This is a genomic window from Laspinema sp. D2d (assembly GCF_025370755.1).
In the GTDB taxonomy this organism is placed as follows: domain Bacteria; phylum Cyanobacteriota; class Cyanobacteriia; order Cyanobacteriales; family Laspinemataceae; genus Laspinema.
Genome location: NZ_JAMXFC010000016.1, coordinates 66,712 through 92,667, shown reverse-complemented (window position 1 = coordinate 92,667; position 25,956 = coordinate 66,712). Strand labels below are relative to the sequence as shown.

Genomic DNA, 25,956 nt, shown 5'->3' with positions numbered 1-25,956 from the left:
GAGTTCATGCATCTCCTAGACGGGGATTAGGAAGAGAGGCGGTCAGTGCAGCGATCGCGCCCACTTTTCGCCTCTCTTCCTCTAGCTATGATGATTGATGCTGGACTCGTCGGGTTTAGATGGCTTTATTCTGTTATACCCTAAAAAGGCGACTCCGGCAAATAATAGGATAAATGGACTAAATGCCAGCAAATACAGGGTGAATTTGAGCAGTCCAACGGTCACATTTCCTACGGTTTCGGTAGCATTGCCCCAGGTTTTTTGCAGTTCTTTTCCCAAAGATTTTGGAGGAATTTCAGCGGCGGAAACCGGGGATTCTAAGGTTAAATACAGGGTAGAATAGGCGACTTTGTTGCGGAGATTAGCTTGAACTGCATCGAGGCGTTCAATTTGTTCACGAATAGTACCGAGTTCTCGCGCCGCATTGAGGACATCTCCCACAGAACCGGACCGTTCCATGATTTTTAAGACCATTTCTTCTTGTTTACGAAGATTTTTTAAACGGGCATCATTATCAATCAATTGTGCGGAAACATCTTCAGCAGTAATCGAACGATTGATGACGGTACCAAGTTCAGCGATCGCATTAATGGTATTTTCTAACTGTTGTTGAGGAACGCGCAACTGCATCGAAACCACATGGCGGGTATTTTGTGATCGCGGTTTATTGTCTTCAAACTGTAACAAATCCCCTTGTTTTTGTTTGACAATCTGATTAATGGCTGAAATTTGGTCATCGATCGCCTCTACTTCCATCGTCATTGAAGCAGTTTTAATCAATTGCGGTGCCGCTTGGGGAATCTCTGCGGACCCTTGTGCTAGTGGGGCTTCATTGGCAACTGCATCCGATGGCGGCAGGGGTGCTGCTGCGGGGACCATGCCTTGCTGGGCGACAAGGGACTCGTTCCTCATCGCTTTTGAAGTGGGAACCGCACTACAACTGGCGATCGCACCCATCACAATCAACATCGGCAGTAAAATTGGGGTTTGAGCGAGTTTGCCAGGGGTCCGGGACGTGATCGAGTTTGCTTTCATCAGAGTTCTCCTGGGATAGCGAGGGGGTCAAATTACGGTCCGTTGCGGGTTAGTCCTAAGCTAACCTTACGAGTCGGGAAGTGGAGAATCTGCTACAAAAATTGAAACAGAGGCGATCGCCCGTCAGAAACGATACACTCAGAATGACCGCCTGTTATCATCCTTGTCCCCGGTTTAACCTCACGATGTCGAAAGATTTTGAGAACAACTTGCCTGTATCCGTTGCCAAACCTTTGACCCCCTTCGCTCAAAAACGTCAGGAGGCAGAACAACGCATCCGCAATGGATTACGACCGGGACAACAGCAAATGGCCGATTGGCGAGGCGGTCCTTTGGCGGTTTCTGCGGTCCCGGGGGCCGGAAAATCTAAGGGAATGGCGGATGCGGCAGCATTGGCGATCGCTCGTTTTAAATTGCATTATCAGCACAATTTGGTGGTAGTAACCTTTACTCGTTCTGCTGCGGCAAATTTGAAATTAAAAATTCGCGCCGCCTTGAGACAACTGGCGATGCCACAAATTGGATTTACTGTTAATACATTACATGGATTAGCATTGGCGATCGCCTCTCGCCATCCCGAGTTATCCGGTTTGGACCTCGAACACATGACCTTGGTCACCCCGAACCAAAGTAATCGCTTAATTATCCAAAGTGTAGAACGCTGGATTGCAGCTAATCCCCAGCGGTATCACAGTTTAATAGAAGGGTGTCAATTTGATGGCGAGGAAACGGAACGCTTGCGCCGTCAGTCTGTCTTACGAACCGATGTGCTGCCGCAACTCGCACAAACTGCCATTCATGAAGCCAAATCTTCGGGGTTATTACCCCAAGATTTATGGCAAATGTCGGCGGAATCTGAGGGACAAGTTCCTGATGATCCCTATGGGATTTTGGCGATCGCTGCTGGATTATATGAACAGTATGAAACTTTGATGCGATCGCGGCAGTTCATTGATTACGATGACATGATTCTTTCCGCCTTACGCGTCCTAGAAAATCAAAGTGCGTGTTATCTCTGGCAAAAACAAGTCTTTGCCGTATTTGAAGACGAAGCGCAAGATTCCTCCCCGTTACAAACCCAATTGTTAGAGATTTTGGCCCGAAAGTGCGATGACCCCGATGGTCCTCCCAATTTAATTCGCGTTGGTGACCCTAATCAAGCTATTAACTCTACCTTTACCCCCGCTGACCCGATCTATTTTCGCCGCTTTTGTGAAGCTTGCGATCGAGAGAATCTCCTAGCAACAATGGATCGCGCCGGACGCAGTACCCGAATTATCATCAATGCGGCCAATTTTGTCTTAAGTTGGGTCAATCGTCATTATGCCCAGCAGCATCACCTCACCCCGGAGATAGCATCCAGTCAACATCAGGCTAAATTGCCCTTTCGCCTCCAAAATATTCGGACCGTCGAAAGCGGCGACCCCCAACCCGATGCGAATCCGCCTCACACCGGCGGAGGATTGGAGATGTATCAACCTCGGGATATTTATCACACCATCGAACTGATTGCGCGGAGGGCAGTCCAGTTATTTAGTGAGACAACTGAGGAGCGATCGGCAGCCATTTTAGTGAGAGAAAACCGCCAAGGGCGATTTATCCAAGACGTGATGAGCAATCCTCATTTATATGGCATTCAATGTGAGCTAAATAAATATGGAATAGAAGTATTCGATGTATCCGCCAGCGATCGCCGGTCTCAAGTTCCCGCAGAAATGCTCGCCTTATTGCAATTCCTCGATCGCCCCCATTCCCCAGACTATTTAAAAACCGTTTTGCGCGTCTTAGTCGATCGCAACCTAATCCCCTCCCAAGACTTAAACGCCCTCACTAGCTTACCGGAACAATTTCTCTATCCCGGTCCCTTAGAACCCCCTCAACCCCCAGCCGTACTCCAAGCGAGACGCTTCTGTGCCAGCTTACTCACAGCGCGGATAGAACTCCCTTTGTATCAACTGATTTCCTTCCTCGCCTTAGCCCTACATTACGACGCCTCCGAACTCGCCACCGCTGACAAATTGGGCGATCGCTTGGCCCAACAAACCGCCGGAAATCCCTCCATGAGCGGCATTCTCACCGTCCTCAACGAAATCGTTACCTCAGAACGCTTTGAACCCGTCGATACAGAAGATAACGCCGAGAAACTTTATACTCGCCCGCGCCAACTCACCATCGTTACCATGCACAAAGCCAAAGGACTGGACTGGGATTATGTCTTCATCCCCTTCCTGCATGACAACATGATTCCTGGCAAATTCTGGGTTCCCCCACCGGCCCAATTCCTCGGACCCTACACCCTATCGGAAGTCGCCCGCGCCCAAATTCGCGCCCATCTCCACCACCAAAGCGCACCCCAATCCTGGGACAGCGCCCCCTTCCAGTTCCCCTCCATCGCCGACTCCTGGAAACAAGCCGAAGACCTCAAAATAGCCGAAGAATACCGCTTACTCTATGTTGCCATGACCCGCGCTAAACGATTGTTATGGATTTCTGCCGCCAAACAAGCCCCCTTTACCTGGAGTAAACCCGCCAACTTACAAGACATCCCCCCCTGTCCCGTCTTACCCGCCTTAATGGAAGCCTACCCCGATGAAGTCGTGGAGTTATCCGATAGTGATTCTTAAAGGAAAATTTAGTTTAAAGTAGGATTTGGATTTTACTTCGATAAAAAATTATCCGAATTACCCAGAACTCTAATTAATCGGTGCGTGAAGCAAAGCTATTCCACAGGAAATCGTTGCTTAATTTTGTACGGAGTATTGTACAGGAAAAGGGAGAGAAACCACGCCAGCACAGTGGATTCGGGTAGCGATGTTTTTGTGGCGATTTATCTACAGGGGGTTTAATCCCATGTCATGCTTTCCCTGGTTCTCAGGGGTCGATCCATCTTATCCGTGAAAATTGGTGAAATCTGTGGTTCCCACATCCCCCTAAAGAAAAAAGTCGTCTCTGTAAAAATACTGAATTTTTTGCCTTTTGAGTGAAGTATTTACATTTTTTCCATATATTTATCATTGACAAAATTGTAGTCGGTTCAATCAAACCCGTTAAGGCCCCATTGCTTCGTTAAACCTCCCTCAATACCGATTGGGAAAAAGATTTGTATTTACCCAAACTTTACACTAATTCTATTGACACCTTGGAGTATTGAAAGTTATGTTAAAGGTGCCTCAATAAAATTAATTCTTTTGGGAGTTGACAAAAAACTCGTTTTACTGTAAAGGCATTTAATCCTCTACAGAACGCGGCAAAACCCGGGCAGATGAAGGAAACATTTTTCACCCTTTTTGAGGGAAGAACGCCTGGGTTTATGCGATCGCAAAAATCTTATTTTGACTCAAGACTTTCCCCCAATTCAGTTCAAACCGAGCGATCGGCCTCAGTTGATTTCATAGCAGAAGCGATTCCTACTCGCCTCGATATTGTCTGGGGTTGCATCTACCGACATCCCCTATTAACCCAGCCACAGAACAGAAGGACAGACCTCAATGAATGTACTTGAAACCACTCAGCTTGTAGCAAACACCGCCCCCAGCACTAATTCGCATCATCGCCGCATTGTTGTTATTGACGCAGCGTTAGAAAACTGGGAAAGTTTAGCAGCAGGAGTGCTTCCTGGCACTGAGGTCGCAATCCTCCACCGCGATCGAGACGGAGTAACCCAAATCGCCGAACTCCTGGCAAATCGTAGCCACATTCAGGCATTGCATGTTGTGTCTCACGGCCAACCGGGGGGCTTGTATCTGGGATCAGTTCTCCTCAATGCTGATAACCTGGATAGCTACAGCCAGACCCTAGGACAGTGGCGCAACGCCCTGAGTGGAACAGCAGAGATTTTGCTATATGGGTGTGAAGTCGCCGCCGGAGAAATTGGCGAAAGCTTTGTACAGCGTTTCAGTGAAATAACTGGGGCCAATATAGCTGCATCTATCAACAAGACAGGTCATGCAGCCCTGGACGGTGACTGGGAACTAGCAAAAACCACCGGGCAAATTGCTGCGTCCCTGGCTTTTTCCGCACCAGCAATGGCAACTTATGGCAGTGTTTTCAGCCTGCAACCCGAATACGCCTGGGCTAAAAGACTGGGGGGTACGGGTATCGACATTCTCTTCGGCATCACCGTTGACAGCAGTGGCAACGTTTACAGCACGGGCGAATTCAGTGGCACTGCTGATTTCGACCCCGGTGCAGGCACGTTCAACCTGACTACTCCAGGCGATTATGAGAGCTTCATTAGCAAACTGAACCCAGATGGCACTTTCGCCTGGGCAAAGCAACTGGGGGGTACGCTTGGCGAGAGGAGCACGAGTATCGCGGTTGATAGCAGTGGCAACGTTTACACCACGGGTATCTTTAACACTACTGCGGACTTCGACCCGGGTGCGGGCACGTTCAACCTAACTGTCGCAGGATCTAACGACAGTTACATTAGCAAACTGAACCCAGATGGCACTTTCGCCTGGGCAACGAGACTGGGGGGTACCGGTGCCGAGAGTGGTCACAGTATCGCGGTTGACAGTAGTGGCAACGTTTACACCACGGGTATCTTTCAAGGCACTGCGGACTTCGACCCGGGTGCAGGCACGTTCAACCTGACTTCCGCAGGAGGTACCGACAATTACATTAGCAAACTGAACCCAGATGGCACTTTCGCCTGGGCAAAGAGACTGGGGGGTACGGGTAACGACCGTGGTAACAGTATTGCGGTTGACAGCAGTGGCAACGTTTACACCACGGGTTCCTTTAGCGGTAGCGGTACTGCGGACTTCGACCCGGGTGCGGGAACGTTCAACCTGACTGCCGCAGGTGACGGCTCTCAGGCCGACAGTTACATTAGCAAACTGAACCCAGATGGCACTTTCGCTTGGGCAAAGCAACTCGGGAGTACGGGTAGCGACAGTGGGAGCAGTATCGCAGTTGATAGCAGTGGCAACGTTTACACCACGGGTTACTTTACAGGCACTGTCGATTTCGACCCCGGTGCGGGCACCTTCAACCTGACTTCCGCAGGAGGTAACGACAGTTACATTAGTAAACTGAACCCAGATGGCACTTTTGCCTGGGCAAAGCGACTGGGGGGTGGGGCTGGCCACGACGAGGGCAACAGTATCAAAGTTGATAGTAGTGGTAACGTTTACACCACGGGTTTCTTTGTAGGCACTGCTGATTTCGACCCCGGTGCAGGCACATTCTACCTGACTTCTAAAGGCGGCAATGACAGCTTCATCAGTATGCTGGACCCTAGTGGTAATTTCCTTTGGGCCAAGCAACTGGGGGGTCCGGTTGCCGATCTCGGCAAGGGTATCGCGGTTGATAATAGTGGTAACGTTTACACCGGTGGCTTTTTTCAGGGGACTGCTGATTTCGACCCGGGTACGGGTACGGCTAACCTGAGTGAGGCAGGAGGTAACGACAGTTTTATTAGCAAGCTGACCCCCGGAGTTGCGCCCACTGTCACCGCCATCTCTTCTGCGATCGCCGACGGCAGCTACTCAGCCAGTCAACTGATTCCCATTACCGTTACCTTTTCCGAACCCGTCACCGTTACGGGCAGTCCCACCCTCGCCTTAAACACGGGGGCCACCGCTACATACACCTCGGGTAGCGGCACGAATACCCTCACCTTCAACTACACCATCGCTGCGGGTCAAACGACCAACGACCTCGACTATACCAATACCACTGCCCTCAGCCTCAGTGGCGGCACTATCCAAGATGGTGCCACGAACGATGCTATCCTCACGCTCCCCAGTCCTGGAGCCGCAAACTCCCTCGGTGCCACCAAAAACCTAATCGTAGACACCACCGCGCCTACCTCGACTAGCTTCACCCCTGCTGATAACGCGCTTGCTGTCGCAGTAGCGAGTAACTTGGTGTTGCAATTGAATGAAACTGTGCAAAAAGGCACCGGCAACATCGTTATCAAGAAAGTCTCGGATAACTCCATTGCTGAAACCATTGATGTAACCTCCGGTAACGTCACCGTCAGCGGCAGTGCCGTCACCATCAATCCCACTAATAACCTCGTTGATGGCACCGAATACTATGTAGAAATCGTATCGGGAGCAATCAAAGACCTAGCGGGCAATAACTACACCGGCATTACAGGGGCAACCACCTGGAATTTCACCACCGCCGACACCACCGCCCCCACCGTCAGCAGTTTCACTCCGGCTGATAATGCCACTAATATTGCAGTCGGTGCCAACTTGGTAGCCAATTTCAGCGAAACTGTGCAAAAAGGCACCGGCAACCTCGTTATCAAGAAAGTCTCGGATAACTCCGTGGTGGAAACCATTGGCGTCACCTCCGGTAACGTCACCGTCAGCGGCAGTGCCGTCACCATCAATCCTACTAATAATCTGGTTGATGGCACCGAATACTACGTAGAAATTGCTGCAGGAGCCATTCGTGATGCAGCCGGTAATAACTTTGCCGGAATTACGGGTGCAACCATTTGGAATTTCACGACGGTTGATACCACAGCCCCCACCACCACCAGTTTTACCCCTGCCGATAATGCAGTGAATGTGGCAGTCGGGGCCAATTTAGTCATCGGATTCAGCGAAACTGTCCAAAAAGGCACCGGCAACCTCGTTATCAAGAAAGTCTCAGATAACTCCATTGCTGAAACCATTGATGTAACCTCCGGTAACGTCACCGTCACCGGAAATACCGTCACCATCAATCCTACTAATAACCTCGTTGATGGCACCGAATACTATGTAGAAATTGCTGCGGGAGCCATTCGCGATTTAGCCGGTAATAACTTTGCAGGGATTACTGGAGCAACCACTTGGAATTTAACCACCGCTGACACCACCGCCCCTGTTGCCCCGGTCATTGCCAGCATTAGTGATGATAACGGCACTGCCAACGACGGCATTACCAACGACGCCACCCTGATTTTTGCAGGTACTGCCGAAGCCGATAGCACGGTGACCCTCTTCAAAGACGGCACCTCGATGGGTACTGCTACGGCTGACGCCTCGGGGAACTGGACATTTGACTACAGTGGTACGACTTTAACCAACGGCACTTATAACTTCACCGCCACTGCCACCGACGCTGCCAGCAACATCAGCACCCCTTCTGCACCCTTTACCGTTACCATTGACACCACTGCCCCCACGGTCACTATCAACCAAGATGCGGGACAGCCTGACCCCACTGCCGGGACAACCGTCAATTTTGAGGTAGTTTTCTCGGAATCCGTAACGGGTTTTGATGATACCGATATCACAGTGGGCGGCACCGCAGGCGCAACCACTGCTAACATCACCGGCAGCGGCACCACCTATAACGTTGCCGTCACCGGAATGACCGGCCCTGGCACTATTACCGCTTCTGTGAATGCCGGTGCTGTCACCGATGTAGCGGGAAATACTTCTACCGCCAGCACCAGTACCGACAATGAAGTAAGTTATGACGACAGTATCCCCACTGTCACCAGCATTACCCGTGCTGATGCCGACCCTAGTAATGCAGCTACGGTGAACTATACTGTCACCTTCAGCGAAACTGTGACGGGTGTCAATGCTAGTGACTTTAGTTTAGCGGCGGGTAGCATTGCCGATGCCTCCATTACCAGCGTGACCGGATCGGGGACCAGCTACACTGTTGCCGTGGATACAGGTACGGGAGATGGCACGGTACAGCTAAACCTCACCGATGACGACAGTATTATCAACAGCCTCAGTGTCCCCTTGGGCGGTGCAGGCACTGGCAACGGTGATAGTACCGGCCAAATTTATACCCTCGATAAAACTGGCACTAGCATTACCAGCATCACTTCTAGCCTTGCCAATGGAAGCTATCGGGTGGGCCAAGTTATCCCGATCGCCGTCACCTTTGACGAAGTAGTGACAGTCACCGGCACTCCGGAATTAACCTTAAATTCTGGCGGTTCGGCCACCTACACGAACGGCACCGGCACGAATACGCTCATTTTTAACTATACGGTGGCAACAGGTGACAGTGCCACCGACCTGGAGACAACAGCGCTCACCTTAGCGGGCGGGACGATTACAGACGCGGCGGGGAATAATGCCGCCCTGACTTTACCCACGACGGGTTCGGCTTCATCTCTGGGGGGAGGGAAAAATCTGGTTATTGATACCACAGTTCCCACCGTCACCCTCGCATCGACAGCAGCATCCATTGTTAACGCTCCGTTTGAAGTGAGTGCCACGTTTAGTGAAACCGTCACTGGGTTTGCTGCGACTGATATCAGCGTCACGAATGGCACAGTGAGCAGCTTGACTGGCAGTGGCACGAACTACAGCTTTATGGTGACACCGACCGGAAGCGGTATTGTCACGGTCAATGTTCCTACAGGTAGCGCGACTGATACGGCGGGAAATGCCAACACAGCAGCTACAGCGTTAACGCGGACTGCGGATGCCACCGCACCCACCGTCACCCTAGCATCTACGGCGGCATCTACGGTTAACGCCCCCTTTGAAGTGAGCGCAACATTCAGCGAAACCGTGACGGGGTTTGCAGCTACCGATGTGAGCGTCACCAACGGAACGGTGAGCAATTTGACTGGCAGTGGCAGCAACTATAGCTTTACCATAACGCCCACAGGGGAAGGCACGGTTACTGTGAATGTGCCTGCTGGTGGTGCGAGTGATGTCAGCGGCAATACTAACACGGCGGCTGCACCGTTAACCCGCACTGCCAATACTGCCGCACCAATGGCAACCAGCTTCACTCCGGCAGATAATGCCACCACTGTTGCCGTTGGCGCAAACCTAGTCGTCAACTTCAATGAAGCGGTCCAAAAAGGTACAGGCAACATTGTTATCAAGAAAGTCTCTGATAACTCAGTCTTTGAAACCATTGCCGCTACTGATGCCAAAATTACTGTCAGTGGCAGTACCGTTACGATTAATCCCACGGCTGACCTAGCACCGGGAACCGATTACTATGTCGAGATTGCCAATGGCGCAATTAAAGATAGTGCCGGTAACAATTATGCGGGGATTGCGGGTGCAACTCCTTGGAACTTCAAAACAGCGATCGCACCGGATACCACTGCACCCACCGCTAGCAGCTTCACTCCGGCAGATAATGCCACCACTGTTGCCGTTGGCGCAAACCTAGTCGTCAACTTCAATGAAGCGGTTCAAAAAGGTACAGGCAACATTGTTATCAAGAAAGTCTCTGATAACTCAGTCTTTGAAACCATTGCCGCTACTGATGCCAAAATTACCGTCAGTGGCAGTACCGTTACGATTAATCCCGCTGGTAATTTAGCACCGGGAACCGATTACTATGTCGAGATTGCCAATGGCGCAATTAAAGATAGTGCCGGTAACAATTATGCGGGGATTGCGGGTGCGACTTCTTGGAACTTCAAGACAGCGATCGCACCGGATACCACTGCACCCACCGCTACCAGCTTCACTCCGGCAGATAATGCCACCACTGTTGCCGTTGGCGCAAACCTAGTCGTCAACTTCAATGAAGCGGTTCAAAAAGGTACAGGCAACATTGTTATCAAGAAAGTCTCTGATAACTCAGTCTTTGAAACCATTGCCGCTACTGATGCCAAAATTACCGTCAGTGGCAGTACCGTTACGATTAATCCCACGGCTGACCTAGCAGCGGGAACGGATTACTATGTCGAGATTGCCAATGACGCAATTAAAGATAGTGCCGGTAACAATTATGCGGGGATTGCGGGTGCGACTCCTTGGAACTTCAAGACAGCAACAGCGATCGCACCGGATACCACTGCACCCACCGTCACCTTATTAGCATCGACGGCAGCATCCACCGTTAACGCCCCGTTTGAAGTGAGCGCCACTTTTAGCGAAACGGTGACGGGGTTTGCCTCTAGCGATGTGAGTGTCACAAATGGGACGGTGAGCAACTTGACTGGCAGTGGCAGCAGCTACAACTTTACGGTGACGCCCACAGGGAGTGGGACTGTCACGGTGAATCTGCCTGCTGGTGCTGTAACGGATGCCAGTGGGAACAGCAATACTGCCGCTGCACCTTTAACTCCGAGTTTCTCCACTACCTTTTCGGTGTGGAGCGCACTAGATGCTTACCTCCAAAATCAGGGGATTAATGTATCCGCTTCAGTGGAGCAAGTCTTACAAAAGGCGTTGAATGCGATCTCGCCCTTAACGGTTGAGATTCAGGATTCGCAGCTTACGGCGACCTACAATGCCACTGGCTCACTCAACGATGTGCTAAAAGCCTTGGGAGTTCCTGTTGCGAACGGAAGTTCGATTTTCAGTGCTTCCATTGCCAATCCTAGCTTAACCCTCGATACAAGCGAGCCTTCTCCAGCCTATAATTTATCGGGAACCATCAACGGAGTACCTGTTAGCTTTGGCTATCAAAGCGGTCAGGCGGTTACTGCAAGCTATGAGGGAGATGTTTCCCTGTCCGATTTGCTCAGCAGTATAGGGGTGAGTGGGACTCAGGGCAGTTCCATCTTAACCGGGGCGATCGGCAATCCCAGCCTAACGATTGATACCAGCGAGTCTCCTGCGGCTTATACATTTTCGGGTAACGTTAGCGGTAAACCCGTCACCTTTGAGTATCAAAGCGGTCAAGGTGTCACCGTGAGTTACGAGGGAGAGTTTTCCCTGTCCGATTTACTCAGTAGTATGGGGGTGAGTGGGACTCAGAGTAGTTCCATCTTAACCGGGGCGATCGGCAATCCCAGCTTAACCATTGATACCAGCGAGTCCCCTGCGGCTTATACCCTATCGGGGAGCATCAAGGGTCAAACCGTCAGCTTTGGCTATCAAAGCGGTCAAGGTGTCACCGTGAGTTACGAGGGAGATGTTTCTCTGTCCGATTTGCTGAAGCAGGTTGGGTTTGACAGTCGTGGAATAGGAGGCGAGATATTAAATACGCCAGTCAAAAATCCCAGCCTCAAAATTGATACCAGCAAGCCGACTACAGTTTATACGTTTGCTGGAGAGATGAGCGGACAGAACGTCAGTTTTAGTGTTGATAAAACCAGCATTAAGTTTGCCTATCCGAATAATGCATCTTTAAGGGATCTGGTGGATAAAATCCCTGTTGATGCCATTAAAGAAATCGCTCAAGAAGTTACGCCGGATCTGAGGAGTCCTTATTTTACCATTGACAAGTCCAGTGGCACTCCCAAATACATCGCCTCTGGTAAGTTGGACTTGGCTACTGATGATGGACAAGATAATTTTTTCGATTTCATTAAGCAACTAGGCATTAAGGATGTCACCCTAAACGCTGAAGTCAGCCCCCCGAATGCGACTATTGGTGCAAACTTAGGGACAGATATTACCCTCTTTAAGAAAGATTCTTTCAGCGCAATTCTTAAGAATTTGAACTTGAAGGGGGGTTTAAAAAATGCGGAACCCAGCTTTGGAATTGGCGGGAGTCTAATTCTGAAAGGCTACGATCCTTTCCAATCCCGTGAACCTGATTTAACCCTGTCGGGAAGTTTGAATCTTGAACCAGAATCTCTAACTGGCTCATTTGCACTCAAGGCAGGCGCTTCGGGTTGGGTAAATCCCTTTGGCATACCGAATACTAAAATTAATAATTTAGGATTCCAGGTGGGCGGCACTTACCTATTTCCCTATGTTGACAATATTGGATTTGTCGGAGATTTAGAGTTTGGCAAATTGGCTCTCAAGTCCGCTTTTTTGATCGATACCAACGATCCAGATAACTTTGCTCTAGAATTAACAGCCACTAAACCCGTTGGTTTCTTAGATGTTTTAGCTGGCCCAATTTTCTCCTACGGGTTAAACCAAGCTGCTGGTAAAAGCTCTGTGATTAAGCAGGCAGCCGATTTGTTTAACGTAATCAACAATCAAATTACAGTTGTCTCTATCGACAGCCCTAATGATGACGATACAGAACTGGATCCTCTCATCAAATTTGTACCCGTTGAAACCACGATCGCTAATACTACCTTGAGTCAGGGTGTTGGCATCAATGGGCGGTTAAAGATCGGTAATGTATTTGCAGATTTAAATCTTGATGCTAATCCATTTTCATCAGATCCGACCCTCAATGCATCTTTAACAATCCCTGACCTTAATTTATTAAATGGATTAATTAAGATTAAGGGAAAGAGTCAGAAGGCTTTGACATTAGATGTAAAGGTCGATTCTGATGAGCAATATATCCAAGGGAATGGCAGCTTAGAAATATTTGGTCTTAAAGCTGAAGCAGATTTTAAAATTACCCCAACTAGCGTTGACATCAAGAAATCTTCCTTAAACTTAGGAATTGCGAAATTAGCTGTTGATTATTTGTCGGTCAGCCTCAAAGATAAGTCAGCGAAGGGTAAAGGAAATTTAACGCTCTTTGGTCAATCCGTTGCAGGAGTTCAATTTGAGGCTAATTCTAACGGCTTAAAAGTTGAAAATCTTAACTTAGGTTGGGGTTCAGTTCTCTCCCTAAACCTAGATTACTTGAACGTAAATTCAAATGGAACTGGATCAGCAAAAGGCAAGGTTAAGCTGTTCGGACAAGATATTTTCACGGGAGATATCACCCTCACCAATAACTCCCTGACTGTAAATACTAACTTAGGATACAACATCTTGGGTGAAGAGGTTGGTGTTGGTGTTGGTATTACGTTGGGAGGCTCTAATCAAATTACCCTAACAGCTACAGTTCCTTTCTTGAATTATAAGCCATCGATAGCTATTAATCTTAACCAGAATCTTAACCAAATATCTAGCATTACAGATTGGCTTGAAGACTTGGTTGTGGGTGAGATAGGCAGACTTGCTGATAAAGCTATTCAGTACCTTGAAATGGGATTTGATGAAGTATCAAAAGCTACGGTAGCAGCGTGGGGTGAAGTTGAGCAGTTTTTCAAAAATGTGGGTACATCTCTTGAAAACTTCGCTAGTGATGTGGACAACTTCTTTACAACGAGTGGAGGAGAGCTAAATGGTAATAACAACAACAACAAAATTAACGGAACAGAATGGGGTGAAAAAATATTTGGTCACCGAGGTCATGACATACTTTTAGGTCGTGGAGGTAATGACATTATTTATGGTGGATTGGATAATGATCGAATCCATGGTGGATCCGGTAATGATGATCTCCGTGGCGAGGAAGGGGATGACCGAATCTCGGGTGAACAAGGTGGCGACGTTATTTATGGTGGATCCGGTAAAGATTTAATTTATGGTGACGACGGGAACGATTTCCTTAAGGGAGACGAGGGCGACGACCGTATTTATGGGGGACAGGGTAACGACTTGATTGTTGGTGGATCTGTATATAGTTTCAATTTCCCAATTGAGAGAACAGTTACAATTGGATTATGGCCACTGGAAGTGACTAAAACAATAATAGAATACCATTTAGTGTCCATAACCAGTAATGACTCTCTTTACGGCAATGAAGGCAACGATTTTCTTTCTGGGGAAGGAGGTGAAGACCTGTTGGATGGGGGGTCTGGCGATGACACGCTATCTGGTGGTGGAGGAAATGACCGCCTTTTGGGTGAGACTGATAACGATAGTTTGACTGGTGAGAGTGGCAATGACGAATTACATGGCTCTCATGGTCAAGATAGCCTTTACGGTGGCAGTGGTAACGATGTGCTCTACGGCCAGTACGGTCACGATTTGCTTCGAGGGGAAGATGGCAATGATAGTCTCTATGGCGATGATAATGGAAACCAGGGACAATATAGTGAAATGTTATGGAATAATGACACCCTATACGGTGATGGGGGCAATGACTATCTCTTTGGGGGCATAGGGCAAGATTATCTCTACGGCGGTTGGGGCCATGATTTTCTGGATGGCGGGTCTGGCAACGATTTGCTGAGTGGTGAATCGGGGAATGATACTCTCCGGGGTGATGACGGCAACGATACTCTCAGTGGTGGGAATGGTAACAACATTCTCAGTGGTGGGAATGGCAACGATATGCTCGTCAGCCTCCTCCACAGCAACGATACGATTGATGGAGGTGCTGGTGACGATACGTTAGTTTTGGTGGGAACAAAAGCAGAGTATGCAATTACTACGATTCCTACTGGGTTACAAATTCTTCATAAACCCACCGGCATCGTAAAAATAGTCTCTGGCATTGAGACATTTGTATATGAAAGTACAAACTATAAGGCCATGAGTCGAATTGGGCTGTACCCACAAACAGATTACCTAGGTCAGGTCATTGATGGTTATATAGCCGATGGCCAAATCTTCTTTGATGCCAATTTAAACGGTATATTGGATGAGAACGAACCCTTTGCCACCACGAAAGCCGATGGCACGTTTGACCTGGCTATAGATATTGAACAGTTTGATACCAATCAAGATACTGAACTGGATCACACTGAAGGCCAGTTAGTCTTAATGGGCGGGGTAGATATCGCCACAGGTTTACCCTTGGTCACTCCCCTGACTTCTACGCTGCGCTCTACAGTCGTCACCCCATTAACCACGATTATCGCTAATCTGGTGCAACAAGGCACTGACCCAGCCGCTGCCGAAACTCAAGTCAAATCGGCTTTAGGACTCTCTGCCGACGTTGAGTTAGGAGGCTATGACCCCTTAGAGGCAATTACGAATGGGGAGACTGAGGGGGCCTCGGTATTTGGCTCCATGATTCAGGTGCAAAATACGATTGTCCAGATGGCGAAGTTTATGGAAGGGGTTGCGGAAACACCCCTCGCCCAACTGGCTTATAGTGGGATTGGGGCGATCGCCAATCAATTCAAAGCTGCTACTTCAGTCGATTTGGGCAACCTCCAAACGGTCCAATCGATTCTCCAAGATGCCATGACTCAGGCTGCAAAGTCTGACCCCAACATTAACCCCACCCAACTGGCTGCTACTGCGGCTGCTGCGGCTCAAATCATGGCCCTGGGCAATCAAATGATTGGGGAACTGATTTCTAGCGGTGCTTCACCTACAGATATCGTCACTGATATTACCAAATTGCAAGCGGTCTCAGTGGGTGAAATTGCAGTAGGACTGCCGGAACTGGCAGCAGGAAAAGTCTCTATAGAAGAGTTTCTCGCTCAAAATACCAAAGAAGCGATTCTGGCTCGGATGGAGCTTGTCAAGGTGAACGACCCCACGAGTCGTACCCTTGAGGAGAATAACCCTCTGGATGAGGAAGATACCCCTGAGTCATCACAGCCTCAGCCTTCTCCCCAGGGGTTACCTTCTAACGGCAACAGCGAATCGAGCGACAGTGGAGAGAACTCCGACAGCGAGACCAACAGCCGCAATCCCTGGATGTTATTCTTCGATGCAGACTACTATCTCGCACAAAACTCCGATGTAGCTGCGGCGGTGGAAACTGGCGCGTTCCGTAGTGCTGCCGAACACTTCGGTTTCTTCGGCTTCACTGAAGGTCGTGATCCAAGTGAGATGTTTGCAAAGGACTATCTCGCACAAAACAGCGACGTGGCAGATGCGGTTACGAATGGCTCGTTCCGCAGCGGTTTTGAGCATTTTCTCAAGTTCGGTTTTGCCGAAGGTCGCTTCCCCAGCGAGGTGTTGCAAGACTTTGAGATGTTCTATGTCTCGCAACAGGCGGATGCAGCAGAAGCGGTGCGTCAAGCCACTGCTACGAACGGTCTGGAACATTTGGTCACTGTCGGGTTTGCTGAAGGTCGCAATCCGTTCCCGCAGTTTGAGGTAGTAACCCGAACCTTTGACGCTGAATACTATCTGGCACAAAATGCCGAGGTTGCTGAAGCGGTGCAAGCGGGTACGTTCCGCAGTGCGATGGAACACTTTGTCCACTTTGGGATGTACGAAAATCGCGATCCGAGTCAGGCATTCAGCACTAGCTACTATCTGGCGAATAACTTGGATGTGGCTGAAGCTGTGACAGGTGGCGGTTTCCGCAGTGGCTATCAACACTTTATGATGCATGGGATGACGGAAGGTCGTCTGGGTAGCAAGTTGACTGTCAATCTGGGGGGCATGACTCTGGCTAATCTCGGCGATCGCACAGTTGTTGCGGATGAAGATATCGATATGCTCACGGGCATGGATGTCAATGCTGAAAATCCTGAAGTTGACATGATGGTTGGTGGTACGGGTGTGGATACCTTTATTCTGGGGGATGCGAATGAAGTGTATTATCTCAATCTCACTGAGGGTGGGAAAGAATATGCGGCGATCGCGAATTTCAATGCCAATGAAGATATCATCCAGTTGCAGGGTTCGTCGGCGGAGTATCAGCTTGCTGTTTCTGCACAAGGAACGGAGATTTACCGCAAACTGGGCGATCGCGACGATTTAATTGGGATGGTTCAAGATGTTTCTGACCTGACTTTGCAGGAAGGTTACTTTAGTTTCGTTTAATTGAATTAAGGGTGCGTTATGGCTTTCGCTGTAACGCACTCACCAAAAAGGCAACCCAGAGAAGGTCCTCGGGTTGGGGGACTGCGTTAAGCGAGGGACTACCCCACCCCTACCGGAAAACTTTTGACTCGCCTCGTAGCCCTTGCAGTCCATTCCGTCCCGCTTTGACGTATGATTAAAATTTGAAATCCTTCGTTATCATGACTGGCAAAATAAGACTATGGATATTCTGACTGTGGGTTGGGCTGCTTTTTTAGGTGTTTTTACTTTTTCTATCTCGATGGTGATTTGGGGCCGTAACGGTTTCTAGGCGCGTTGTCTTTCCCCTAGTCTCCAGGAGGTAATCACTACCCTCCCCTGATTAAAATGAAGCAAAGTTGACTTGTTACACAGGAAGTCAGCTTTGCTTCATTTTTTGTCTCTTAAATTTTGCCAAGGAGTCCAAACATGACTGGAAAGCGGATTTTAATGTTGGTGGGCGATTATGTGGAAGATTATGAAGTGATGGTCCCCTTTCAAGCGCTGCAAATGGTGGGCCATATTGTTCATGCTGTCTGTCCCGATAAGAGTGCCGGGGAAACGGTTCGGACTGCGATTCACGATTTTGAAGGGGACCAAACCTATAGCGAAAAACCGGGTCATAATTTTACCCTGAATGCGACGTTTGCGGATGTGGATCCGGCGACTTATGATGCCTTGGTGATTCCCGGGGGACGTGCGCCGGAATACATTCGCCTGAATCAGCGGGTTTTGGAAATTACCCGTCATTTTGCGCAGGAAAATAAGCCGATCGCCTCGATTTGTCACGGATTGCAACTGTTGGCAGCAGCAGATGTTCTGCAAGGGAAACGCTGCACTGCTTACCCGGCCTGTGGTCCAGATGTGACTCGCGCTGGGGGGACTTATGTGGCGATCGCAGTAGATGAGGCGATCGTGGATGGTAATCTAGTCACGGCCCCCGCTTGGCCCGCCCATTCCGCTTGGTTGGCTGAATTTCTCAAGGTTTTAGGCACTAAAATCGAACATCGCGACCTAGCGGCAGTTTAACCCTCAATCTGGGTTAAAACCATCCCCACCAGCGCCCCAGAAATTGCCAAAAGCGATCGCCCCATTGGGCCGCACAGAACCCGAAGAGGGTCCCTAATCCCAAACTCCAGGCGATCGCACCTCCGGCATTCATCCCATCCCAAAGGAAGAAAATGGCGATAAATATTCCGGCGATCGCCCCACAGACAAATCGGACAATCCATCCGAAGAGATCCGGGCGACGCTTGGGATGGGGATGTTGCTGAGTCATGATGGATTCCTCTTAATTTGGGTCTTTTGCAGCCTTCTATACCATACTTTTAACAAGTTGGTGACAATGTTTACAAAAATTTATTAACTCCCGCGTCATAATCAGAAGCATAAGAAACCCGGTGAAGGAAAATCTATGAGTTTAACTAAGTCTATTCAAATTCGGCGTTTAGAAACCATGCAGTCTGGAATGACTGAATTTTATACCCCTCAGTCCAGTCATGAAACGATGTTAGTCCAGGTGAAAGCGCGGACCTGGGATGATTTATTCGTCCATCATTTTCAGACAGATCAATAGCGGGTGGTCCGGGACAGTTTTGTGTTAATAGTGTTACAGGACCGTTAATATCTCTATATTCCTTTGAGCGATCGCTATCCGGCAGTAGTCACCATTCCCCCTGGGGTTCCCCATAGTGCGATTAATTTCAGCGATGAACCCTGTCTGGTGGTGAATGCGGTGTTGCGAAATGGGTCCCCCCATCCCCGGGATTATCACCCGATGAAACCTCGGATTCCCTATGATTTACTTGCGGCGCGATCGGCGTTGGAGCAGATGATTAGTCCTATTGTTGCTTAAATTGTGCCACTCTACCGAATTAAAGTTAAACCCAATTCTAAACAGCAGCAGATTACGGAAGAACCTGACGGCAGTTTGACCATTCGTTTAAAATCTCCCCCAGTTGATGGCAAGGCGAATGCAGAGTTAATTAAACTGTTGTCGGATAAGTTTGAGGTTCCTAAATCGGCGGTTGTAATTAAATCAGGTGTTTCTTCTCGAAATAAAGTCGTAGAAGTGTTGTAAAACTGAAGAAGGAAAACAAGACAACAAGCGGGTATTGTGGCATCTGAACTCAAACTAAAATCGGAAGTAACTTTTGGGCGATCGCGATCGCCCCTCTCCACCTTGTGGGACGATAGTATCACAATTTTATGGGGAGACTGGCTAGATTTACGAGTGCGAGTGGTACAAGTGGCGGCCTCGGGACTGGTCTCTCCGTTGATCTATATCCTAGCATTTGGCTTAGGATTAGGAAATACCATGCGATCGGGACTAGATGGGGCGAATAGTTACCTAGAATTCATGTTACCCGGGATGGTTGCCCTTTCTTCCATGACGATCTGTTTTGCGGGAACAGTGTTTTCCATTTGTGGGGAACGCTTATTTACCAAAAACTTTGAAGAAATGCTGCTGATGCCGATTCATCCCCTTTCCTTATATCTGGGTAAAATGATGGCCGGAATTTTGCGAGGGTTGATGACATCAGGTTCCGTCCTTTTGGTTGCCATTCTGTTTACCGGAAAAATTTGGAGTTTCCTTAACCCCCTATTTTTACTGCTGTTGCTGCTCAATTGTGCAGTCTTTTCGGGCTTAGGCGTTTTAGTGGGATTAACTGTGAAATCCTTAGAAAGTGTGGGAGTTTACAACAATTTTATCATTGTTCCCATGTCATTTTTAGGGGCAACTTTTTTTGACCCCGCGCAATTACCGGCAGCCTTAAAAGTGGTGGTTTATCTGTTGCCTTTGACCTATACGAGTATCGGTTTAAGGGCCGCAGCTTACAATATGAACCAGTTTCCCTGGTATAGTATTGTGGTTCTGGCGATCGCGGCTTTAGGATTATCCTTCCTCGGGGCGCGTCAATTTGCCAATCAGCAGGATTAAAAATTCCTGACTCTATCAGCATGGAATTACATCAAAGTAGCCCGCTTAGGCGGGCTCAAACTTTGGTCTTTAATTTAAGCGGGTAAAATTTAAAATAAATATAAGACTATTGGGATAAGAGTTTCAGGGACAACCGGAGGTAATTGTTAGTAAAATGAACGCAAAAATAAAGTTTAATCAACCTCAATGCGTGGATATTTTTATAGCCTGCCATCGTGCCATCATTCGAGGGGCTTTAATCCAGAGAACCAGTCTTCAAGATAAAGAATTTCATTTTCAAAAATGGTTTGAAAATCGATTGGAAGAAGCCGAAATTAACTATAAAAAACCCGGACGAAATCTTTACCCAGATTTTATATTGACTGACCAGCCAGAAGGGTATGAAATTAAAGGTCTAGCTTTCCCAGGAAGAAGCGCCGATTATGACTGTAACAGCCAAGTTCCCATCGGAGATCACAAAGAAAGAACGATTTACTATGTTTTTGGGCGATATCCTGCCCATGTTAAGGAGAATGAGTATCCCGTTCTTGACCTCGTTATCTGTCATGGGGACTTTTTAAATGCCGATCGCCAGTATGTTCATAAAAATAAAAGCTTGACAGGATTTGGAAGTTATGGGGACCTTAAAATTCGGGATAGAAAGATGTATATTGCCCCAACACCTTACGGAATTATAACGGGCACTGAGCAACAAATTACCCTAATTATACCCGATAAACATGAGCCAGATCCACGCCTTAATGTGGTGGGGGAACTCGTGCGTGTAGAAGCCGATCAACAAGTCATAGGCTATTCTTTTGATTTAAGAAGCAATACCTTAACTCCAAATTATCAAAAAAATCCCTCATCGGGGAGAGTTCATCGCTTTTTAGCCTACCGAGTTAAGGGAGTAGAGGGACCCCACGTTACTTTTAAAAAATTCAATTATTAGCTAAAATATTGAAGAAGTTATCTCCGCCATCCTTAACTATGATTTCCCAAAAATCTCCCTATTCAGTTTTGAGTCTATTTGCGGGTGCAGGTGGATTAGATTTAGGGTTTGAAATGGAGGGATTTAGGGTCTTAGAAGCCATTGATATCAATCCTTGGTGTATTCAAACGCTAGAACAAAATAGAAGTCACTGGAATGTCAAATTAGCTGATGTCCGTTCTTACTCTCCCCAGTTATCGGAACAACCGGATGTTTTGCTGGCTGGGGTTCCCTGTCAAGGATTTTCCTTGGGGGGAAACCGTGAAGAAAGTGATCCCAGAAATTTACTCTATCAAGAGGTGATTCGGATTGCGAAAATTTGTCAGCCTCGGATTGTTTTGATTGAAAATGTACTCAATTTGCGAACCATGCGATCGCCTCAGACGGGTTTGCCCTTTAGTGAAACTATTATTCAAGAACTTAATCAAATTGGCTATCAGGTGGTTTCTGATATTTTCAAGGTCTGCTATTATGGGGTTCCTCAAACGAGACGTCGGTTTATTTTTATGGGATTTAAAGATAATTTAGTCTCGGAATATGAGTTACCAAGACCCGGAAACCTCACAACTATTCGAGACTTTATTTACGATTTAGCTCAAGGAGAAGAAAGGGAACTGCCGAACCACAACCCGCAATGGGGATTTAAGAGTAAAGTGCATCGAGAAACCGGGAATTCTTTTAATTTAGATGAGGAAGTCCTGCCGGTTCGGTTATCCAGAACAGCATCTGATGGTCATCCCATTCGGTCTTTTGATGCACCTTTTCCCGCGATAGATTCAGCAACAATTTGGGGATGGGCACAGGGAAATGTGGTGGCGGGACGGTATGAAAAAGATCGAGTTAAGGGTGAGTTTGTCCGGAATTCTCAATCGACAGTTCCTTTGTGGCGAATTGAGGCGTCGCGAATTCGGAGTTTTACCCATCGGGAATATGCGCGATTACAAACCTTTCCGGACGATTGGGTATTTATTGGGGGGAATAAACGGGATATTCATTTGCAGATTGGGAATGCAGTTCCGGTCAAGTTTGCTCAACAGTTAGCCCGGAATATTAAACAAGCGTTGGACTGTCTGGATGAGGGGATTCCGTTTAGGGGTAACTCTACAGAAAAGCGATCGCCGAGTTGTGATGTACAAGAAATGCCTGAGTATCGACAATTGTCTTTATTTTAAGTAGCAAGAGGGGCGATCGCTTTTGGGTTTACCCACTTTAGAAGGAAGTTAGGCGGGGTAATTTTGCCTAGTTTAGGATTAAAGCTTTGCCAACAGGTTAAACAGGATGGAGTTGATAAAGCTGAGGGCTAAGGTCCCGATGAGGGCACTCCAAAATCCCCAACGCAGGCGAAATCCGGTCACTAACCAAGCGGCTAATCCAAAGATAATCGCATTGATAATCAGGCTGAATAATCCCAGGGTAAGGAAGGTAATCGGCAAGGCTAAAACTCGTAAAACGGGACCAATCAGCGCATTTAATATGCCAAAGACAGCAGCAGAAATTAAGGCTTTGTTAAATCCATCTATTTCTACGCCGGTGGGCAGTTTAGAGATAATAAACAAGCTGATTGCGGTTACGATCCAGGTAATGAGCAAGCTAACGATATCCATGAGAATCTCTCCTATTGATCGGCTAAAGGATTATGATACAGGGAAAGCTTGATTTGTGCTTAGACAATTGGATATTCTGTCTTGGCCGGGGAAATCCGCACTTCCCAGATAGGTTATACAGACGGCAGGATGTCTGGTGCAGGTTGCGTAGGGTTGATACAGAACATTTATATAACTGAGGCGATCGCCCCTTTTTCTTGGGGGTCACCACCGGATTAAATGACAAAAAACCGGGTTTCTGGCCCTAATTTCTGGCAAATTACCAGAAAATTGGACAAGAAACCCGGGTTCTAAGTGGGAGTAGCCCTCTGGCGGAGAATTGCGGAAGAATTCTAAGGGTAGAGTCCCCGATTAGGGGTGATGAAGCGGGCGATGGAGGAGGAGGGAGTGGGGTTTTTCCAAACCATGTGCTTCCATCAGGGGTGCATCTGCCATGACAACATCGGGACTGCCGGTGGTGATGATGCGTCCTTCGTCCATGAGAATGACCCGATCGCACACTTCTAGTATCAGTTCTAAGTCGTGAGAGGAAATGAGTAATGTTTCCTCAGAGGTTTGTAAAAAGTGGATTAAACGCCGACGGGCTCGTAAATCTAGGTTGGCGCTGGGTTCGTCATAGAGGATAATTTGAGGTTGCATGGCAAGAACGGTGGCGATCGCTACCATGCGCTTTTGTCCGCCGGAAAGATGGTGAGGGGGACGAGTTTCTAGGTCCCGAACCCCGGTTAAATCGAGGGCGGTTCTAACGCGATCGCTCAATTCTGACCCAGACAGTCCCATGTTTTGCGGTCCAAAAGCAACATCATCCCAGACAGACGCCGAGAATAGCTGATCGTTGGGGTTTTGAAAAACTAAGCCAATTTCTGGATAGAATTCCCCTGGAACTACGGGGCGATTAAAGAGGGTAATTTGACCGGAAGTAGGCTTAAGAATGCCACAAATTGATAAAAATAAACTGGTTTTGCCTGCACCATTGGACCCAATCAGTCCAACGCGATCGCCGGGTTGGATGCGCAAATTAATGTTTTGTAAAACATCAGCTTTATCCGGGTAAGAAAAGCAGAGTTCATGAATGGCGATCGCCATCGTCTCCGGTTCTCTGGCCGCAGGATTCGATGAGACTTCTAAAAGATTTCCCGGTAGATGGTCTGTCCGGTTATGAGCGGTCAAGGGTTCTATCTGTTCTTTCATCGGATATGATAAGATGAGCAATAAGTGCGGTTACTTTTTAAAAGCGTCATGAGCTAAATCACACATCATGAGCCAATCCCTAAAAGCTAGAGTTTATCAAATTCTCGAATCTTCGGACCCGACGGATTTATTAAGCCGAGTTGATGACTGGGCGGTGAGTCTGTTAGTGGTTGTAGACGTGACAGCTTTTATTTTGGAAACTTCAGCATTTATTTCCTCTAATTTTAAGTTGTTCGTAGATGAAATCGAACTGGTGGCCGTAGCCTGCTTTAGTTTATTATATATGATCCAACTTTGGTGCTGTACTATCGATCCACGATATGCTCATCCGGTTTGGGGAAGATTGCGCTATGCGATGACGCCCTTAGTGGTGATTGATTTAATGGCAATCTTACCGTTTTATTTAATGTTATTATTTCCTTTTATTAAGGCAATAAAATTTGCTAATGTTTTCCGCTTATTGCGACTGCTGAAATTAATTCGATACTCGGAAGCCCTCCAAACCATTCTCCGGGTGATTGATTCTAAAAAAAATGAATTAGTCATGACCTTGTTTACCGTATTTATTTTACTAATTTTCGCCTCAAGTTTGATGTTTTTTGCTGAAAGTCAGGAACAACCGGAGGCGTTTCCGAGTATTCCGGCAGCAATGTGGTGGGGAGTGGTAACTTTAACTACCGTGGGATATGGGGATGTGTATCCGGTAACGCCTTTGGGTAAATTATTTGGGGCAACCCTAGCCTTTATTGGGATTGGATTGTTTGCCTTGCCTGCGGGGATTGTTGCGGCTGGATTTTCGGAGGAACTGCAACGAAGAAAGGTCGCCGAGATGAAAACTCCTAATCTATCTCCCTGGGAAGATGCGGAATGGTTGGCGATCGCCCATCATCTTGATCGCTCATCAGATGTGATGAAAACCTGTATTGAAATGGCGAAAACTAAATTTGGGGATAGTTTTGCTAATGAAGAACTAATCCGCGATTTAGCCTTGTCTTTATATGAAGAAGCCTCTCGGAACTTTAAATTATAAACGGCCCGAAGATAGCCAAAATTCCGCTGCCATAAACATACTAGCAAGGCCCAGAACTAATCCTAGACCTAGGGCATCTTTCAATTGCCAAGGCTGACTCTGGGATAAAACGGTTTTTTGACCATAGCCCCGCAATCGCATCGCCTGATAAATTCGTTCCGATTGTTCATAACTTTGGACTAAAAGTGTTCCTGCAACCGAGGCAAAAGTGTGTAAAGCGCGAGGGGTGAGGCGGGTACGTTTAAACCCTCGCAAGCCCATCGCGGATTGCATGGTATGCAGGCGATCGCCGAGTTCAAACAAATACCGATAAAACAGCACCATCATATCGGTTAAAATGGGAGAAATCCCCAGCGATCGCAGGGTTCTAATGGTGGTTAAAAAAGAAGCCGTTCCAAACAAAACCAACGACAGGGTAATAATCGCTAAAAACCGACTGGCAATGCCTACCATTGCCAGCGTTCCTTCTTGATACAGGGCCAGAGGTCCAAATTGAAATAGCACCGTCTGTCCGGAAATAAAGGGGAGAAATCCCACAACTCCCAGTAAAAATAATCCTGGATAGCGCAACCGCGTTCGCCAGTAAGAAATCGGGAGGTGAGACAGGGCATAAATACCCGCACTCACTCCTAACATGGGAAAAATTAAGCGCTGATCCCGCACCATTGCAAAAGCAAAAATTAATCCCATCAACCCCATTAACTTACATCGGGGTTCCCATTGATGTAAGGGGGATTGTAAATGAGCATAATCGTCTAATCCAAATTTCATTGTTGTTCCTTTATAATTCGCTTTAATCCTAAATTCTGGGTTTCAAAGGGTCACCCAACCGCACCCTAAAGGGTGGGGGG

General features: G+C 47.8%; 16 protein-coding genes. 11 read left to right on the top strand and 5 right to left on the bottom strand.

What is annotated here, in order from left to right; translation table 11 throughout:
- Positions 1-81: 81 nt before the first annotated feature.
- A complete protein-coding gene (locus NG796_RS12925) occupies positions 82-1,035 on the bottom strand; it encodes a DUF4349 domain-containing protein (protein ID WP_261207235.1) in 954 nt (317 codons plus the stop codon).
- A gap of 185 nt (positions 1,036-1,220) precedes the next feature.
- Here NG796_RS12925 and NG796_RS12920 point away from each other — a divergent pair, with 185 nt between their 5' ends.
- The 4 genes from NG796_RS12920 to NG796_RS12905 all read left to right on the top strand — a co-directional run bounded on the left by NG796_RS12920 (position 1,221) and on the right by NG796_RS12905 (position 18,398).
- A complete protein-coding gene (locus NG796_RS12920) occupies positions 1,221-3,659 on the top strand; it encodes an ATP-dependent helicase (protein WP_411268808.1) in 2,439 nt (812 codons plus the stop codon).
- Positions 3,660-4,523: 864 nt separating this feature from the next.
- On the top strand, positions 4,524-17,351 hold the full coding sequence (locus tag NG796_RS12915) for an Ig-like domain-containing protein (protein WP_261207234.1): 12,828 nt from the start codon (positions 4,524-4,526) through the stop codon (positions 17,349-17,351).
- A gap of 220 nt (positions 17,352-17,571) precedes the next feature.
- Positions 17,572-17,661 carry a cytochrome b6-f complex subunit PetN gene (petN, locus tag NG796_RS12910; protein ID WP_015151762.1) on the top strand — a complete coding sequence of 30 codons (90 nt, stop codon included), beginning with the start codon at positions 17,572-17,574 and terminating at the stop codon, positions 17,659-17,661.
- Between the two features lie 137 nt (positions 17,662-17,798).
- A complete protein-coding gene (locus NG796_RS12905) occupies positions 17,799-18,398 on the top strand; it encodes a DJ-1/PfpI family protein (protein ID WP_261207233.1) in 600 nt (199 codons plus the stop codon).
- Between the two features lie 13 nt (positions 18,399-18,411).
- On the opposite strand, the gene NG796_RS12900 is transcribed toward NG796_RS12905, so the two are convergent.
- A complete protein-coding gene (locus NG796_RS12900; RefSeq protein ID WP_261207232.1) occupies positions 18,412-18,648 on the bottom strand; it encodes a hypothetical protein in 237 nt (78 codons plus the stop codon).
- Between the two features lie 135 nt (positions 18,649-18,783).
- On the opposite strand from NG796_RS12900, the gene NG796_RS26460 reads away from it, so the two are divergent.
- The 6 genes from NG796_RS26460 to NG796_RS12875 all read left to right on the top strand — a co-directional run bounded on the left by NG796_RS26460 (position 18,784) and on the right by NG796_RS12875 (position 22,452).
- Positions 18,784-18,945 carry a hypothetical protein gene (locus NG796_RS26460; protein ID WP_317619304.1) on the top strand — a complete coding sequence of 54 codons (162 nt, stop codon included), beginning with the start codon at positions 18,784-18,786 and terminating at the stop codon, positions 18,943-18,945.
- Between the two features lie 63 nt (positions 18,946-19,008).
- Entirely contained in the window at positions 19,009-19,224 is a 216-nt protein-coding gene (locus tag NG796_RS26455; protein ID WP_317619303.1) for a hypothetical protein, read from the top strand.
- 3 nt (positions 19,225-19,227) lie between these two features.
- Positions 19,228-19,449, top strand: coding sequence for a DUF167 domain-containing protein (locus NG796_RS12890; RefSeq protein ID WP_261207231.1), 222 nt, complete (start codon positions 19,228-19,230; stop codon positions 19,447-19,449).
- Positions 19,450-19,485: 36 nt separating this feature from the next.
- Entirely contained in the window at positions 19,486-20,310 is an 825-nt protein-coding gene (locus NG796_RS12885) for an ABC transporter permease (RefSeq protein ID WP_261207229.1), read from the top strand.
- A gap of 154 nt (positions 20,311-20,464) precedes the next feature.
- Positions 20,465-21,241: a hypothetical protein gene (locus NG796_RS12880; RefSeq protein WP_261207228.1), complete on the top strand. Its 777-nt coding sequence runs from the start codon at positions 20,465-20,467 to the stop codon at positions 21,239-21,241.
- A gap of 38 nt (positions 21,242-21,279) precedes the next feature.
- Positions 21,280-22,452, top strand: coding sequence for a DNA cytosine methyltransferase (locus NG796_RS12875; RefSeq protein ID WP_261207226.1), 1,173 nt, complete (start codon positions 21,280-21,282; stop codon positions 22,450-22,452).
- Positions 22,453-22,530: 78 nt separating this feature from the next.
- On the opposite strand, the gene NG796_RS12870 is transcribed toward NG796_RS12875, so the two are convergent.
- Together NG796_RS12870 and NG796_RS12865 are read right to left on the bottom strand one after the other, a co-directional pair.
- Positions 22,531-22,884: a phage holin family protein gene (locus tag NG796_RS12870; protein ID WP_261207224.1), complete on the bottom strand. Its 354-nt coding sequence runs from the start codon at positions 22,882-22,884 to the stop codon at positions 22,531-22,533.
- Positions 22,885-23,235: 351 nt separating this feature from the next.
- Positions 23,236-24,075 (bottom strand): energy-coupling factor ABC transporter ATP-binding protein, encoded by an 840-nt coding sequence (locus NG796_RS12865; RefSeq protein WP_261207223.1) that lies wholly within the window; start codon positions 24,073-24,075, stop codon positions 23,236-23,238.
- 67 nt (positions 24,076-24,142) lie between these two features.
- Here NG796_RS12865 and NG796_RS12860 point away from each other — a divergent pair, with 67 nt between their 5' ends.
- Positions 24,143-25,105: an ion transporter gene (locus NG796_RS12860; protein ID WP_261207222.1), complete on the top strand. Its 963-nt coding sequence runs from the start codon at positions 24,143-24,145 to the stop codon at positions 25,103-25,105.
- Here the strand turns inward: NG796_RS12860 and cbiQ are convergent.
- Positions 25,100-25,876, bottom strand: a complete 777-nt coding sequence (gene cbiQ / locus NG796_RS12855; RefSeq protein WP_261207221.1) for a cobalt ECF transporter T component CbiQ — start codon at positions 25,874-25,876, stop codon at positions 25,100-25,102. The genes NG796_RS12860 and cbiQ overlap by 6 nt on opposite strands.
- Positions 25,877-25,956 lie beyond the last annotated feature (80 nt).